We start from the raw sequence: 14,349 nt of genomic DNA on the forward strand, positions 1-14,349 counted from the left end.
GGAGGGGACGCTTTTATGACCGAGCTCGAGACTGTTCAGTCGGCTGGGGCAACCCTGATCATTATTACTGGAATGTCCGGAGCAGGTAAAACTATTGCTGTACAAAGCCTGGAGGACCTAGGGTTTTTCTGTGTTGATAATTTGCCTCCGGTACTTATTCCCAAGTTCGCAGAGCTCATTGAGCAGTCCAAAGGCAAAATCGCCAAGGTAGCGCTTGTTATTGACCTAAGGGGGCGGGAATTCTTCACTGCCTTATCGGAATCCCTTACCTACATTAAGAACGAGTCTACAATCGGCTGCGAAATTCTGTTTCTGGATGCAACGGACTCGGTGCTCGTACAGCGTTACAAGGAAAGCCGGCGGCATCATCCGCTTGCGCCCAAAGGGATGCCGCTAGACGGAATCCGGCTGGAACGCAAAATGCTGGAGGAACTGAAGAACTCAGCCACTCAGGTTATGGACACAAGCAGCATGAAGCCGGCACAGCTTAAGGAGAAGATCGTATCCCGTTTTTCCCACCTGGGCAAAAGCACACTCTCCGTCAATATCACTTCATTTGGATTTAAATACGGCATACCTATTGATGCTGATCTGGTATTCGATGTCCGTTTTTTGCCCAATCCGCATTATGTTGACCACTTGCGACCTAAGACGGGTCAAGAAAGCGATGTCTATGAATACGTAATGAAATGGCCCGAAACGCAGGCGTTCCTGACCAAGCTGCTCGATATGCTTCATTTTCTGATTCCACAGTATCGTAAGGAAGGCAAGTCCCAGATTATTATCGGTATTGGCTGTACAGGCGGCAAGCACCGTTCTGTGGCCATTTCTGAATATTTAGGCAAGATGCTGGGAGTCAGTGAGACAGAATCGGTAACGGTTAGTCATCGGGATGCCGAACGCGATCGGCACTAACGGGAGAAGGGATTACAGTGGCTGAAGAACAAAGAGAGCGGCCGCGTATCGTTGTTATGGGCGGGGGAACCGGATTGTCTGTTATGCTTCGCGGCTTGAAAGAGAAGCCGCTCGACATTACAGCCATTGTCACGGTAGCCGATGACGGGGGCAGCTCCGGGATCCTGCGCAGTGAGCTGCAAATGCCGCCACCGGGAGACATCCGCAACGTTCTGACGTCGATGGCTAACGTAGAGCCATTGATGGCCGATATCATGAGGTACCGCTTCAGCAGCGGCGAGGGGCTGGCAGGACATAGCCTGGGTAACCTGATCCTTGCCGCGCTTACGGACATCTCCGGTGACTTCGTCACGGCTGTCCGGGAGCTGAGCCGATTGTTCGCCGTCCGTGGCCGGGTATTGCCTGCCGCAGGCGAGGCTGTGGTGCTCCACGCGGAAATGGCTGATGGGACATTCATTACCGGCGAGTCTAAGATTCCTGAAGCCGGAGGCATAATTAAACGTGTGTTTCTGGAGCCGGCTGATGTGGAGCCGTTGCCGGAAGCGCTGGAGGCCATTCAGAACGCGGATGCAATACTGCTGGGCCCCGGGAGTTTATATACAAGCATCCTGCCCAATCTGCTGGTACCGAAGCTGGCAGAAGCGATCGTGTCTTCGGAAGCAATCAAAATTTTTGTCTGCAATGTCATGACTCAGCCCGGTGAAACGGACAACTATAAGGTCAGTGACCATTTGCAGGCCGTATATGATCATATAGGACTGCATCTGTTTGATTATGTTATTGTCAACGACGGAGAAATTCCGCCGCAGGTGCAGAGTAAATATGCCGAGAAGGGCGCCCGCCCGGTGCAGTTGGACCGGGAAGCGCTGGATGGCAATGGGTATAAGGTAATTGCGGATAAGCTGGTATTATTTAAGACCTACTTGAGGCATGATACCGATAAGCTTAGCCATCATATATATCAGCTTGTTCAAGATTGGATTACAAGAAAGAGGTGAGACCCTTGTCTTTTGCGGCACTGACTAAAAAAGAGCTGACGATGGTCGAGAGCCAGCCCTGCTGTGAGAAAGCGGAAATGTCAGCACTGATCCGGATGAACGGTTCTGTGCAGCTTTCAAGCAAAAAGGTAGTTCTGGACATTTCGACGGAGAATGCCGCGATTGCACGGCGGGTTTATTCCTTGCTTAAGAAATATTACCAGGTCCATATTGAGCTTCTCGTGCGTAAAAAAATGCGTTTGAAGAAAAATAACGTCTATATCGTCAGAATCCCCAGCCGTGTGCAGGAAATTCTGAACGACCTCAGAATCGTTTCTGAGGGCTTTATTTTTACAGACGGCATTGACGAGAAGATTGTGGGCAAGAACTGCTGTAAGCGTGCGTACCTGCGCGGTGCATTCATGGCCGGTGGATCTGTGAACAATCCGGAGGGTTCCTCGTACCATCTGGAAATTGCTTCCATGTATGAGGAGCACTGCAAGGCGCTAGTGGATCTGGCAGGTGAGTTTCATCTCAACGCCCGCTGCATTGAGCGGAAGAAAGGCTTCATCCTGTATATTAAAGAAGGCGAGAAAATTATCGAATTCCTTAATTTGATCGGGGCGCATCAGGCCCTTTTCAAATTCGAGGATGTGCGGATTATGCGCGATATGCGCAATTCCGTCAATCGCATTGTTAACTGTGAGACGGCCAACCTGAACAAAACCATCAGTGCAGCCGTGAGGCAGATTGAGAACATCAAGCTGTTGCAGAGAGAGGTTGGACTTGCGAGCTTGCCGGATAAGCTGCGGGAAGTGGCGGAAATACGGCTGGCCCATCCGGATATTAACCTCAAGGAAGTCGGGGAAATGCTCAAGGGTACGGTAAGCAAATCCGGTGTTAATCACAGACTTCGCAAAATCGATGAACTGGCGGATAAGGTGCGGGGCGGCTAATATTTTTTTTCTAGTGTGGAATAAGTTATAATGATATAATATTATAAATTTAATGTGAAAATTTTTGGGCAGATCTAAAATAGGGGGTAAGCGTTTCATGACAAAGCACCCGGTAGTTGTCCGGTTGAAGACAGGCCTTCATGCTCGGCCGGCAGCGTTATTCGTGCAGGAAGCCAACAAGTTTTCGTCGGAGATTTTCGTGGAAAAAGACGATAAAAAAGTAAATGCCAAAAGCATCATGGGGATCATGAGTCTTGCGATCAGCTCGGGCACGGAGATTTATATCAGCGCGGATGGCGCCGATGCGGATCAGGCTGTAACGGCTTTGATGAGCCTTGTTAGCAAGGAAGAGTTGGAGAACCAGTAATTTGCAAGGCCTTACTTAAATGATTGACCAAAAGCCCTTTATGGGCTTTTTTTAATACCTGAAATTCTTGATCAGGGGGAAAATAATGGATACAACTGTTCGTTTAATAAGGCCGTGTATAGAGCTGAGGGAGCAATATTTGGCTTTTTATGAGGACTGGATACATAGCGGAGAAGAAATGGTTCCCTGGGTAATTCGTAAAGATCCGTCCGATTTCGAAAATATGCTGCAGTTTCTGGTGGATAACGAGCGGGGTTTGGATCTACCGGAGGGTTGGGTGCCTTCTTCTACCTATTGGTTAGCAACTGCCGACAGCAGGGTAGTGGGCGCAGTCAATATAAGACACCGGCTAACTGAATACCTGTTGAACAGCGGCGGTCATATTGGATACGGCATCCGCCCTTCCGAGAGACAAAAGGGATATGCAAGTGAGCTGCTGAATCAATCGCTGCTGAAGGCCAAGAGGCTGGGGATACATAAGGCGTTAGTCGTCTGTGATGCCATCAATATCGCGTCTGAGAAAACGATCCGTAAAAATGGCGGTGCCGAGGATACTCCTTACACCGAGGAAGACGGGAATGTGGTTAAACGGTTCTGGATCGAGGCATAATCTTTGGAGGAGCGCCACAATTATTTTTTATCCGTGAAGAAACGATGCAACATTTGGCAGGCAGTCTCGTCTAAAGAGTACAAACATTTGAAAAAAGTGAAAGGGGATGGCAAGCGTGAAAAGATGGGTCAAATCGGTCGGATCAGTGCTGCTGGCGGGAAGCTTAATTATGGGGGGGATCGGACTGAGCGGAGCATTCAAGGGTCCGGAAAAGGCCTTTGCCGAGGATGTGCAGAGAAACGTTGTTAGCGTAGTCGGAAAAGGAGAGCTGTCGATCAAGCCGGATATCGTGTATCTATCCATTGGCGTCGATACATCAGCGGCAACAGCCCAGGAAGCGCAAAAAAGTAATGGAGCCAAGATTGCCAAGCTGACCGCTCTTTTGAAGAGCACATGGGGTATTGCGGACAAGGATATTCAAAGCACCCAGTTCTATGTACAGCCCAATTACAGCTACAGTGAAAAAGAAGGCCAGAAGGTGAAGGGGTACAATGCCCACCATACCCTGGAGGTAGCTTACCGTAATCTGGATAAAGTTGGCTCGCTGCTCGATGCTGCTTCCGTCGCTGGCGCGAACAATATCGGCAATGCCCGCTTCGCTATCGAAGATTCCTCAGCTTTTGAAGCACAGGTCATTGAGAAAGCAATGGCTAACGCCGACGTTAAAGCAGGGGCGATTGCCAAGGCTGCCAAACGCAGTCTCGGTATGGTCATCAATGTAAGCCAGAACGACATCAGCAACAACCCTATCTACTACGAAAACTTGAAAATGCAATCAACTGCGGCTGATTCCGCCGGAGGCACCTCTGTGCAGCCGGGTGAGGTCAAGGTTACAACTATGCTCAGCGTTACGTATGAATTGAAATAGATCATCCGTAATCTGTTCAGCGAATTACTGCCTAATGGAAGCAGTCCGTTTGACCGCTTGAAATAAGGATTTAAAAGATGTCCTCCGCGATTGCCAGCCGAGGACATCTCTCTGTTACGCAGTCCTCCTACCCTTCATATGCTAAAGAAAGGATCTAGCTTATGAGGGGAGGAGGTAACTTATGGGTTATCAGTATACCGCGATTGGTGATTCTTTGACGACCGGCTTTGGGGCTTTGCCGGGCAACGGCTTTGTACCGGTGTACCGAAGAATGGCAGAGACAAGCTTGGGCACAACTGTGAGTTCCACGAATCTGGGAGTGAATGGATCAACCACAGCGGAGCTGGGACAGCGGTTACGGAATAATACGTTATACCGGATGGCGCTGCGGCAATCCGATCTAATTACCCTTTCGATAGGCGGCAATGATCTGATTCGTGCCGCTAAGTCTGCAGCCGCACAGCAGGGGGATTCATCAAGAATACTCAGCGGAGCCTTGCAGGAATGCAAACGGAATTTTACCGGGATTATGGGGACAATAGCAGAACTGAAATCAGGAGCCCGCGAGCCCTATATCATCCGGATTGTTGGTTTATATAATCCTTTCCCGCAGTTTGGGGAAGCGACGGAATGGGTGCTGCATTTCAATCGTTATGCTTCACAATATACTAACGGGGTCTGCAGATTTGCCGCCATATACAGTCATTTTGCCGGAAATGAGAAGGCGTTGCTGTCGCTGGATCATCTGCATCCGAACGGGCGGGGATACCGTGTAATAGCGGGACAATTGAATGCACTAGGTTACGGATGGCTAAGATAACACAAGTATATATAGAAAAATAACCCGTATTTGCCGGAGAGCAGATACGGGTTATTTTACATTCCTATGATGGCTGAACTTTCTTACACACCGCTTGCCAGTGGCTTCTCGATAACCTTATCAACGATACCGTATTCAGCTGCATCAGCAGCACTCATGAAGTAATCGCGGTCTGTATCCTTCTCAATCCGCTCCAGCGGTTGGCCGGTACGCTCAGACAGGATGCGGTTCAGCTTGTCGCGAAGCTTGAGGATACGGCGTGCACGGATCTCGATATCTGTGGCCTGGCCTTGTGCGCCGCCCAGAGGCTGGTGAATCATAATTTCACTGTTCGGCAAAGCGAAACGTTTGCCCTTGGCGCCTGCGTTAAGCAGGAAAGCTCCCATAGAAGCAGCCATGCCCACGCAGATGGTGGAGACGTCCGGTTTAATGTATTGCATTGTATCAAAAATAGCCATACCCGCAGTAATGGAACCACCCGGACTATTCACATAGAGATGAATATCCTTCTCCGGTTCCTCGGCAGCCAGAAACAGCATTTGCGCGATGATGGAATTGGCTACCACGTCATTAACCTCTGTTCCAAGGAAAATGATGCGGTCCTTCAGCAGGCGGGAATAGATGTCATAAGCTCGCTCGCCGCGGTTGCTTTGTTCTACGACCATAGGAATATAACTCACGTGGAAAACCTCCTTGATATTGGCTATTGTAATGTCCTTCTTTGTTACTCTTACCGTAATAACCACATGATAAACAAATTCAAACAAAAAGTCAAAGAAAGTCAAACTTATTGCAAAAAAAAAGAGCCATCCACTGGCACTTTGGTTAAAGTATACTATGAGCGTTGTAAAAATACATATTCATATAAAAAATGGCGCGCCCGCCAAGAATCGAACTTGGATCTCAGGCTTCGGAGGCCTACGTCATATCCATTGGACCACGGGCGCAACAAAATTCATTATACTACAGGCATAACCTAAAAGCAAGATATATCTAACAACTCTTCAGCTCAGGATGTAGCGGCCCCATTGCATGAAGCACTGCGTCAGCATTTCTATTTAGGGGTCCATTTAACGGCAATAATGTATAAGAAGAAAAGAGGTTGTGAATTCTACTCTCGGAGCACTTGCTTTCAGGGCAATATTTGGTTAGAATATGGGTGGGACTTAAAAAGTGAGCCCGGGACATTTTAAGACCATGAACAAGGGGATAGAGAAAGACGAAGTTGCAGGAGTGAAAGCATGCGTAACTTATTAGAAATACAAAAGCAGCTTCTGCCTGATCTCATGGAAACCCTTAAGAGACGGTATACGATTCTTCATCAGATCATGCTGTCCGATATTATTGGCCGCAGAACGCTGGCCGCTTCACTGGATATGACGGAGCGAACCCTGCGTGCCGAGACGGATCTTCTGAAATCGCAGGGGCTTGTCGAGATCGAGAGTGTAGGGATGCGCATCAGCGATGCCGGTCGAAACTTGCTGGATCTGTTGGAGCCAGTCGCAAAGAGCCTGTTTGGTCTGGATGATCTGGAGGAGAAGATTCGGGCTACATACGGTCTGAGTAAAGTAATCATTGTGCCTGGCGATTGTGAAACCTCGCCATTCACCAAACGCGAGCTTGGTCGCGCAGGTGCCAAGGCGCTGCTCGGTGTACTGAGGTGCGACGACACGATTGCTGTTACCGGCGGCTCTACACTGGCCGAAATGGCGGATCAGCTTACACCGCCGCTAACCCTTTCCTACAAGGATGCCTGGTTCGTACCGGCACGCGGAGGTTTGGGAGAAAGCATGGAAATTCAAGCGAACACCATTGCTTCCACGATGGCAAAACGGGTTGGAGCGCAATACCGGCTGCTTCATGTCCCGGATCTGCTTGGTGAAGATGCCTACCAGTCACTTGCCCAGGACTCCAATACCCGGGAGATTGTGCAGATCATCCGCCGTTCACGTATTATTGTGCACGGAATCGGGGATGCCATAGAAATGACCCGCCGCCGGAAGCTGGATGAGGCAACGGTCTCTGAAATTCAGGGGGAAGGCGCGGTAGCCGAATCGTTCGGTTATTACTTTAATGAAAAGGGCGAGGTTGTCCATACTATGCTAACAATGGGATTACGTCTTGAGGATATTATCCGGACGGAAGTCATAGTCGGTATAGCCGGTGGTAGACGCAAGTCCAAAGCTATTCATGCGATGCTCCGGTTCGGCCAGGAGAATATTCTGGTCACAGACGAAGCAGCTGCAGTTGAAATCGGCAGAGAAATTGATGAACAAGTACATTTAGTGCATTAGCTTCCATTATGTGGGGAGCGCAATCCGACATTTTGCATTATACTTAACATTGTTGTCTTGACAAGCTTTACGGCCTGTCTTGAATAAATAAAACGAAATCTAGGAGGAACTATTCAATGAGTGTAAAAGTTGGTATTAATGGTTTTGGACGTATTGGACGCCTTGCATTCCGCCGTATTCAAAATGTAGAAGGTATCGAAGTGGTAGCTATCAATGACTTGACAGACGCTAAGATGCTTGCTCATTTGTTGAAATATGATACAACTCAAGGAACTTTCAAAGGTGATGTTGAAGTACATGACGGATTCTTTAAAGTAAACGGTAAAGAAGTTAAGGTTCTTGCGAACCGCAACCCAGAAGAATTGCCTTGGGGCGAGCTCGGTGTTGACATCGTTCTGGAATGCACAGGCTTCTTCACAACTTTGGAAGCAGCTGAGAAGCACTTGAAAGGCGGAGCTAAAAAAGTCGTTATCTCTGCACCAGCTACAGGCGACATGAAAACTGTCGTTTACAATGTAAACCATGACATTCTTGATGGTACTGAAACTGTAATTTCCGGTGCTTCTTGCACAACGAACTGTTTGGCTCCTATGGCTAAAGTATTGAACGACAAGTTCGGTATCGTTGAAGGCTTGATGACTACTATTCATGCTTACACTGGCGACCAAAACACTTTGGATGCTCCACACGCTAAAGGTGACTTCAGACGCGCTCGTGCAGCTGCTGAGAACATCATCCCTAACACTACCGGTGCTGCTAAAGCAATCGGTCTGGTTATCCCTGCCCTTAAAGGCAAACTTGATGGTGCAGCACAACGTGTTCCAGTTGCAACTGGTTCCCTGACTGAATTGGTAACTGTTCTTGATAAGAACGTAACTGTTGAGGAAATCAATGCAGCAATGAAAGAAGCTTCCGATCCAGAAACTTACGGCTACACTGAAGATGAAATCGTGTCTTCCGACATCAAAGGCATCACTTTCGGTTCCCTGTTCGATGCTACCCAAACTAAAGTATTGACTGTTGGCGACAAACAACTGGTTAAAACTGTTGCTTGGTATGATAATGAAATGTCTTACACTGCACAATTGGTTCGTACTTTGGAGCACTTTGCAAAAATCGCCAAGTAATATCGACTTAATATAAGTCCAGCTTAAGAGCGGAAACAGAACTTCATTGTTTCCGCTCTTTCTGAGAATATAAGCAAAGTATAAGTTCACTTCATACTTTGCTTATATTTCTTGAAAGTATATTCCTTGGATTCCTGATTGTATAAATTTTGGGTGTGGAGGAAACAGACATGAACAAGAAGAGTGTCCGTGATGTAGAAGTAAAAGGAAAACGCGTATTTGTACGCGTGGATTTCAACGTTCCTATGGAAGACGGCAAAATCACAGATGATACCCGTATCCGTGAAACACTTCCAACGATTAAATACCTGATTGAGAACGGTGCAAAGGTAATTTTGGCGAGTCATATGGGCCGTCCTAAAGGTCAATTCGTAGATTCCATGCGTTTGACGACTGCAGCTGAACGTCTGTCTGAGCTGCTCGGCAAACCGGTAGCAAAGGCTGATGAAGCTATTGGCGAAGCGGTAAAAGCTCAAATCGCCGAGCTTGGCGAAGGCGATGTAATCGTACTTGAGAATGTCCGTTTCTACCCAGGCGAAGAAAAGAATGATCCTGAACTGGCGAAGCAATTCGCTGAGCTTGCTGACCTGTTTGTCAATGATGCTTTCGGTGCGGCACACCGCGCTCACGCTTCGACAGAAGGCATCGCTCATTTCTTGCCGGCTGTATCCGGTCTGCTCATGGAGAAGGAATTGTCCGTTCTGGGTAAAGCACTTTCCAATCCGGAACGTCCTTTCACGGCGATCATTGGCGGTTCCAAGGTTAAAGACAAGATTGACGTTATCGATAACCTGCTGACTTTGGCTGATAATGTACTGATCGGCGGCGGCCTTTCCTACACGTTCACTAAAGCTCAAGGCTTCGAAATCGGCGAATCCCTTGTAGACAACGAAAAAATCGACGCGGCCCTCGGATTCATCGAGAAAGCAAAAACGCTTGGCAAAAATTTCTTGCTTCCGGTAGACGTAGTGGTTGCTGATAAATTCGGCGCGGATGCCAACACGAAAGTAGTTAGCATCAATGAAATTCCGGCAGGCTGGATGGGTCTGGATATCGGGCCGAAAACTGCAGCAATGTATGCTGACGTTATCAAGAACTCCAAGCTGGTTGTATGGAACGGACCTATGGGCGTGTTCGAAATCGACATTTTTGCCGAAGGTACAATTGCAGTTGCCAAAGCTTGTGCTACCACTGAAGGCTACACTGTAATCGGCGGCGGGGATTCCGCAGCTGCAGCGGAGAAATTCAACCTGGCTGACCAAATGGATCATATCTCCACTGGCGGCGGCGCATCACTCGAGTTCATGGAAGGCAAGGCGCTTCCTGGCGTAGAAGCACTGAACGACAAGTAAGACGTAGAAGGAGGCAAACAAGTTATGAGAACACCAATTATTGCCGGCAACTGGAAAATGTTCAAAACCGTTCCGGAAGCAGAAGGCTTTATCGCTGAAATCAAAGGTCAAGCAGAAGTAGAAGGCGTAGAAACTGTCATCTGCGCTCCATTCACTAACCTGCCTGCTTTGGTAGCAGCGGTAAAAGGCACCAGCATCAAGGTTGGCGCACAAAACCTGCATTTCGAAGATAATGGCGCCTACACAGGTGAAATCAGTGGTGTAATGCTGAAGGATCTGGGTGTAGATTATGTTATTATCGGCCACTCCGAGCGTCGCGCATATTTTGGCGAGACGGACGAAATCGTGAACAAGAAGATGCATGCGGCTTTCCGTCACGGAATCACTCCAATTGTATGCGTAGGCGAAAAGCTTGAAGAGCGTGAAGCGGATCAGACCAAGTCTGTATGTAAAGTACAAACTGAAGCTGCCTTCGAGGGACTCAGCGCTGAACAAGCCGCACAAGTGGTTATTGCTTACGAGCCGATCTGGGCTATTGGCACAGGTAAATCCTCCACTTCTCAAGATGCAAATGAAGTTATTGCTTACATCCGCAGCCTTGTAAAAGATTTGTATGATGATGTAACAGCTAATGCAGTTCGCATTCAATACGGCGGTAGCGTGAAGCCTGAGAATGTAACTGAGTATATGGGCCAAAGCGACATCGACGGCGCCCTTGTTGGCGGTGCCAGTTTGCAGCCTGCTTCCTTCGTTTCATTAGTTGAGGGGGCGAAGTAAGGATGTCCGCACCAAGACCCGTAGCTTTAATCATTATGGATGGTTTCGGTTTGCGCAACACAGCAGAAGGTAACGCAGTTGCCCAAGCTAACAAACCTAATTATGACCGTTATTTGACTCAATATCCCAATACTACGCTTACCGCTTGCGGTGAAGCTGTTGGTCTTCCGGAAGGGCAAATGGGCAACTCCGAAGTGGGACATTTAAATATTGGTGCAGGACGGATCGTATATCAGGATTTGACTCGCATTGACAAGTCTATCCGTGATGGAGAGTTCTTCGACAATGAGACGCTGGTTACAGCGGTAAGAAGCGCCAAATCAACCGGCAAGAAGCTGCACCTGTATGCGCTTGTATCCGACGGAGGGGTACATAGTCATATTAAGCACTTGTTTGCAATGCTTGATCTAGCCAAGAAAGAAGATATGCATGAAGTGTATATCCATGCTTTCATGGATGGCCGCGACGTAGCTCCTGACAGCGGACAAAAGTTCGTTCAAGATCTGCTAGCCAAGATTGAGGAAGTCGGCGTAGGAACAATCGCTACAGTTTCCGGACGTTATTTCGCGATGGATCGCGACAAACGTTGGGAACGCGTAGAGAAAGCCTATCGCGCTATGGTTTATGGCGAAGGTCCTAAATATACCGATGCGCTGCAGGCTATTACTGCATCCTACCAGAATTCCGTGTATGATGAATTTGTTGAGCCTAGTGTAATCGTGGACAGCGAAGGCAAGCCGGTAACTGCAGTTGAGAGCGGGGATTCCGTTGTGTTCCTCAACTTCCGCCCGGACCGTGCCATTCAGCTGTCGCAAGTTTTCACTAACCAGGATTTCCGCGGCTTCGACCGTGGTCCCTTGTTCCCGCAGGATTTACACTTCGTATGCCTGACCACGTTCAGCGAAACGGTACAAGGCTACGTAGCCTATGCACCGAAGAACCTGGACAACACCTTGGGTGAAGTGCTTGTTCAGCAGAACAAGAAGCAGCTGCGCATCGCGGAAACTGAAAAGTACCCGCATGTAACCTTCTTCTTCAGTGGCGGACGTGATGAGGAGCTTCCGGGTGAAACCCGTATCCTGATCAATTCCCCCAAAGTGGCAACCTATGACTTGAAGCCTGAGATGAGTGCTTACGAAGTGGCAGCGGCCTGCGTAGCGGAAATCGAAGCTGATAGACAAGATGCCATTATCCTGAACTTTGCGAACCCTGATATGGTAGGGCACTCCGGCATGCTGGAGCCAACGATCAAGGCCGTGGAAGTAACGGATGAGTGTGTGGGTAAAGTAGTAGATGCGGTTGTCGCTAAAGGCGGCGTCGCGATCATTATCGCAGACCATGGTAATGCGGATATGGTGTTTGACGAGAACGGTCGCCCGTTCACAGCTCATACCACGAATCCGGTGCCGTTCATCCTTACGGATGAGAATGTTGTACTGCGTGATTCCGGTATCCTGGCTGATGTAGCGCCGACCATTCTGGATCTGATGGGACTTCCGCAGCCTGCGGAAATGACCGGACAATCCATGATTGCCAGCCGCAAGTAAGCAATATCTGCTTCACCGATCAATACCAAAAACCAATGTTAAAAGGAGACTAACTTACATGACTATTATTTCTGATGTGTATGCTCGCGAAGTCCTCGACTCCCGCGGTAACCCTACTGTAGAGGTTGACGTTTATCTTGAATCCGGTGCTAAAGGCCGCGCTATCGTTCCCTCCGGCGCTTCCACTGGCGCTCATGAAGCTGTAGAGCTTCGTGACGAAGACAAATCCCGTTACCTCGGTAAAGGCGTTCTGAAAGCTGTTGAGAACGTGAACGAGCTGATCGCTCCTGAAGTGATCGGTATGGACGCTTTGGACCAACTGGGTATCGACAAATTGATGATCACTCTGGATGGCACTCACAACAAAGGCAAGCTCGGCGCTAACGCGATCCTGGCTGTATCCATGGCCGTAGCCCGCGCAGCTGCAGCAGCTTTGGATGTTCCTTTGTACGTATACCTTGGCGGATTCAACGCTAAACAACTTCCAGTTCCTATGATGAACATCGTTAACGGTGGCGCTCATGCCGACAACAACGTTGACGTACAAGAGTTCATGGTTCTGCCGGTTGGCGCACCTAGCTTCAAAGAAGCTTTGCGTACAGGCGCTGAAATCTTCCACGCTCTTAAATCCGTACTGAAGGCTAAAGGCCTGAACACTGCAGTTGGCGACGAGGGCGGATTCGCTCCTAACTTCACTTCCAACGAAGATGCATTGTCCTCCATCATGGAAGCTATCGAAAAAGCCGGCTACAAGCCAGGCGTTGACGTATTCCTGGGTATGGACGTTGCTTCCACTGAGTTCTTCAAAGATGGAAAATACCACCTGGAAGGCGAAGGCAAATCCTTCACACCAGCTGAATTTGTTGACCTGCTTGCTTCTTGGGCTGATAAATACCCAATCATCACCATCGAAGATGGCTGCTCTGAAGATGACTGGGAAGGCTGGAAATTGCTGTCCGAGAAACTCGGCAACAAAATCCAACTTGTTGGCGATGACTTGTTCGTAACCAACACTGAGCGTCTGGCAAAAGGTATCGAAGAAGGCATCGGTAACTCCATCCTGATCAAAGTTAACCAAATCGGTACGTTGACTGAAACTTTTGACGCTATCGAAATGGCAAAACGTGCAGGCTACACAGCTGTTATCTCCCACCGTTCCGGTGAATCCGAAGACAGCACCATCGCTGATATCGCCGTGGCTACCAATGCCGGCCAAATCAAAACAGGTGCTCCTTCCCGTACAGACCGTATCGCTAAGTACAACCAATTGCTTCGCATCGAAGACGAACTGGGTGAATTGGCTCAATACAACGGCCTGAAATCCTTCTACAACCTCAAAAGATAATATCGCTTCTTGAATCGAACAAAGGGGTATCCTAAAGCCATAAAAGGCTGAAGGATACCCCTTTTTTTGATTAGTAGAATCAGGAATTCGGGCGGGCCAGCGTGATCCGTAGCTCATTCTTTTCTTTCTCCCACTTGACTTCAGCCCCGAACGACGTTAACGGAGGCGATGTAGGAGCCAATTTGCAAGACGGCTACCTTATCTCCCTTAGAGGCTGTAACGATCTTCGTAGCCGCATCCCATGAATAAATAATTTTAAAGAATCAGCTCATACATTTTCAGCCTAGGATATAGTGTTGTATTACCTAACGTCCTATGATAAAATAAAAATGCTGTTTATGAATCGTGAATGCCAAAATTACCATAGATAGTGATGCTTAGGCGTAGGAGGTGG

14 protein-coding genes and 1 tRNA gene are annotated in these 14,349 nt (G+C 48.5%); 13 read left to right on the forward strand and 2 right to left on the reverse strand.

Annotated elements, in window-relative coordinates:
- Window positions 1-15 precede the first annotated feature (15 nt).
- The 7 genes from rapZ (at window position 16) to PaeBR_RS00855 (ending at window position 5,513) form a co-directional block, all read left to right on the forward strand.
- On the forward strand, window positions 16-915 hold the full coding sequence (gene rapZ, locus PaeBR_RS00825) for an RNase adapter RapZ (protein WP_410513056.1): 900 nt from the start codon (window positions 16-18) through the stop codon (window positions 913-915).
- 56 nt (window positions 916-971) lie between these two features.
- Window positions 972-1,913: a gluconeogenesis factor YvcK family protein gene (locus PaeBR_RS00830; protein WP_410515030.1), complete on the forward strand. Its 942-nt coding sequence runs from the start codon at window positions 972-974 to the stop codon at window positions 1,911-1,913.
- Between the two features lie 5 nt (window positions 1,914-1,918).
- A complete protein-coding gene (gene whiA / locus PaeBR_RS00835; RefSeq protein WP_410515031.1) occupies window positions 1,919-2,848 on the forward strand; it encodes a DNA-binding protein WhiA in 930 nt (309 codons plus the stop codon).
- A 97-nt stretch (window positions 2,849-2,945) separates the two neighbouring features.
- Window positions 2,946-3,215 carry an HPr family phosphocarrier protein gene (locus PaeBR_RS00840; protein WP_410513057.1) on the forward strand — a complete coding sequence of 90 codons (270 nt, stop codon included), beginning with the start codon at window positions 2,946-2,948 and terminating at the stop codon, window positions 3,213-3,215.
- 85 nt (window positions 3,216-3,300) lie between these two features.
- Entirely contained in the window at window positions 3,301-3,825 is a 525-nt protein-coding gene (locus PaeBR_RS00845) for a GNAT family N-acetyltransferase (protein WP_410513058.1), read from the forward strand.
- 115 nt (window positions 3,826-3,940) lie between these two features.
- Window positions 3,941-4,693, forward strand: a complete 753-nt coding sequence (locus tag PaeBR_RS00850; RefSeq protein ID WP_410513059.1) for an SIMPL domain-containing protein — start codon at window positions 3,941-3,943, stop codon at window positions 4,691-4,693.
- A gap of 181 nt (window positions 4,694-4,874) precedes the next feature.
- Window positions 4,875-5,513: a GDSL-type esterase/lipase family protein gene (locus tag PaeBR_RS00855; RefSeq protein ID WP_410513060.1), complete on the forward strand. Its 639-nt coding sequence runs from the start codon at window positions 4,875-4,877 to the stop codon at window positions 5,511-5,513.
- Window positions 5,514-5,596: 83 nt separating this feature from the next.
- On the opposite strand, the gene clpP is transcribed toward PaeBR_RS00855, so the two are convergent.
- Window positions 5,597-6,193 (reverse strand): ATP-dependent Clp endopeptidase proteolytic subunit ClpP, encoded by a 597-nt coding sequence (gene clpP, locus PaeBR_RS00860; protein WP_410513061.1) that lies wholly within the window; start codon window positions 6,191-6,193, stop codon window positions 5,597-5,599.
- A 192-nt stretch (window positions 6,194-6,385) separates the two neighbouring features.
- Window positions 6,386-6,460: transfer RNA gene (locus PaeBR_RS00865), tRNA-Arg, on the reverse strand.
- A gap of 294 nt (window positions 6,461-6,754) precedes the next feature.
- Here PaeBR_RS00865 and PaeBR_RS00870 point away from each other — a divergent pair.
- The 6 genes from PaeBR_RS00870 to eno all read left to right on the forward strand — a co-directional run bounded on the left by PaeBR_RS00870 (window position 6,755) and on the right by eno (window position 13,955).
- A complete protein-coding gene (locus tag PaeBR_RS00870; RefSeq protein WP_410513062.1) occupies window positions 6,755-7,807 on the forward strand; it encodes a sugar-binding transcriptional regulator in 1,053 nt (350 codons plus the stop codon).
- A gap of 116 nt (window positions 7,808-7,923) precedes the next feature.
- Window positions 7,924-8,934 (forward strand): type I glyceraldehyde-3-phosphate dehydrogenase, encoded by a 1,011-nt coding sequence (gap, locus tag PaeBR_RS00875; RefSeq protein WP_410513063.1) that lies wholly within the window; start codon window positions 7,924-7,926, stop codon window positions 8,932-8,934.
- A gap of 170 nt (window positions 8,935-9,104) precedes the next feature.
- Window positions 9,105-10,286, forward strand: a complete 1,182-nt coding sequence (locus PaeBR_RS00880) for a phosphoglycerate kinase (RefSeq protein ID WP_410513064.1) — start codon at window positions 9,105-9,107, stop codon at window positions 10,284-10,286.
- A 24-nt stretch (window positions 10,287-10,310) separates the two neighbouring features.
- A complete protein-coding gene (gene tpiA / locus PaeBR_RS00885; protein WP_410513065.1) occupies window positions 10,311-11,063 on the forward strand; it encodes a triose-phosphate isomerase in 753 nt (250 codons plus the stop codon).
- A 2-nt stretch (window positions 11,064-11,065) separates the two neighbouring features.
- Entirely contained in the window at window positions 11,066-12,610 is a 1,545-nt protein-coding gene (gene gpmI, locus PaeBR_RS00890; RefSeq protein WP_410513066.1) for a 2,3-bisphosphoglycerate-independent phosphoglycerate mutase, read from the forward strand.
- 58 nt (window positions 12,611-12,668) lie between these two features.
- On the forward strand, window positions 12,669-13,955 hold the full coding sequence (gene eno, locus PaeBR_RS00895; protein ID WP_410513067.1) for a phosphopyruvate hydratase: 1,287 nt from the start codon (window positions 12,669-12,671) through the stop codon (window positions 13,953-13,955).
- Window positions 13,956-14,349: the final 394 nt, after the last annotated feature.

The organism is Paenibacillus sp. BR2-3 (assembly GCF_046529485.1).
Classification (GTDB): Bacteria; Bacillota; Bacilli; order Paenibacillales; family Paenibacillaceae; genus Paenibacillus_AQ.

Bases quoted from the DNA above. Each gene is read 5' to 3' on its own strand.
- rapZ (WP_410513056.1), top strand. From the start codon at position 16: ATGACCGAGCTCGAGACTGTTCAGTCGGCTGGGGCAACCCTGATCATT.
- PaeBR_RS00830 (WP_410515030.1), top strand. From the start codon at position 972: ATGGGCGGGGGAACCGGATTGTCTGTTATGCTTCGCGGCTTGAAAGAG.
- PaeBR_RS00840 (WP_410513057.1), top strand. From the start codon at position 2,946: ATGACAAAGCACCCGGTAGTTGTCCGGTTGAAGACAGGCCTTCATGCT.
- PaeBR_RS00845 (WP_410513058.1), top strand. From the start codon at position 3,301: ATGGATACAACTGTTCGTTTAATAAGGCCGTGTATAGAGCTGAGGGAG.
- PaeBR_RS00855 (WP_410513060.1), top strand. From the start codon at position 4,875: ATGGGTTATCAGTATACCGCGATTGGTGATTCTTTGACGACCGGCTTT.
- PaeBR_RS00870 (WP_410513062.1), top strand. From the start codon at position 6,755: ATGCGTAACTTATTAGAAATACAAAAGCAGCTTCTGCCTGATCTCATG.
- gap (WP_410513063.1), top strand. From the start codon at position 7,924: ATGAGTGTAAAAGTTGGTATTAATGGTTTTGGACGTATTGGACGCCTT.
- PaeBR_RS00880 (WP_410513064.1), top strand. From the start codon at position 9,105: ATGAACAAGAAGAGTGTCCGTGATGTAGAAGTAAAAGGAAAACGCGTA.
- tpiA (WP_410513065.1), top strand. From the start codon at position 10,311: ATGAGAACACCAATTATTGCCGGCAACTGGAAAATGTTCAAAACCGTT.
- gpmI (WP_410513066.1), top strand. From the start codon at position 11,066: ATGTCCGCACCAAGACCCGTAGCTTTAATCATTATGGATGGTTTCGGT.
- eno (WP_410513067.1), top strand. From the start codon at position 12,669: ATGACTATTATTTCTGATGTGTATGCTCGCGAAGTCCTCGACTCCCGC.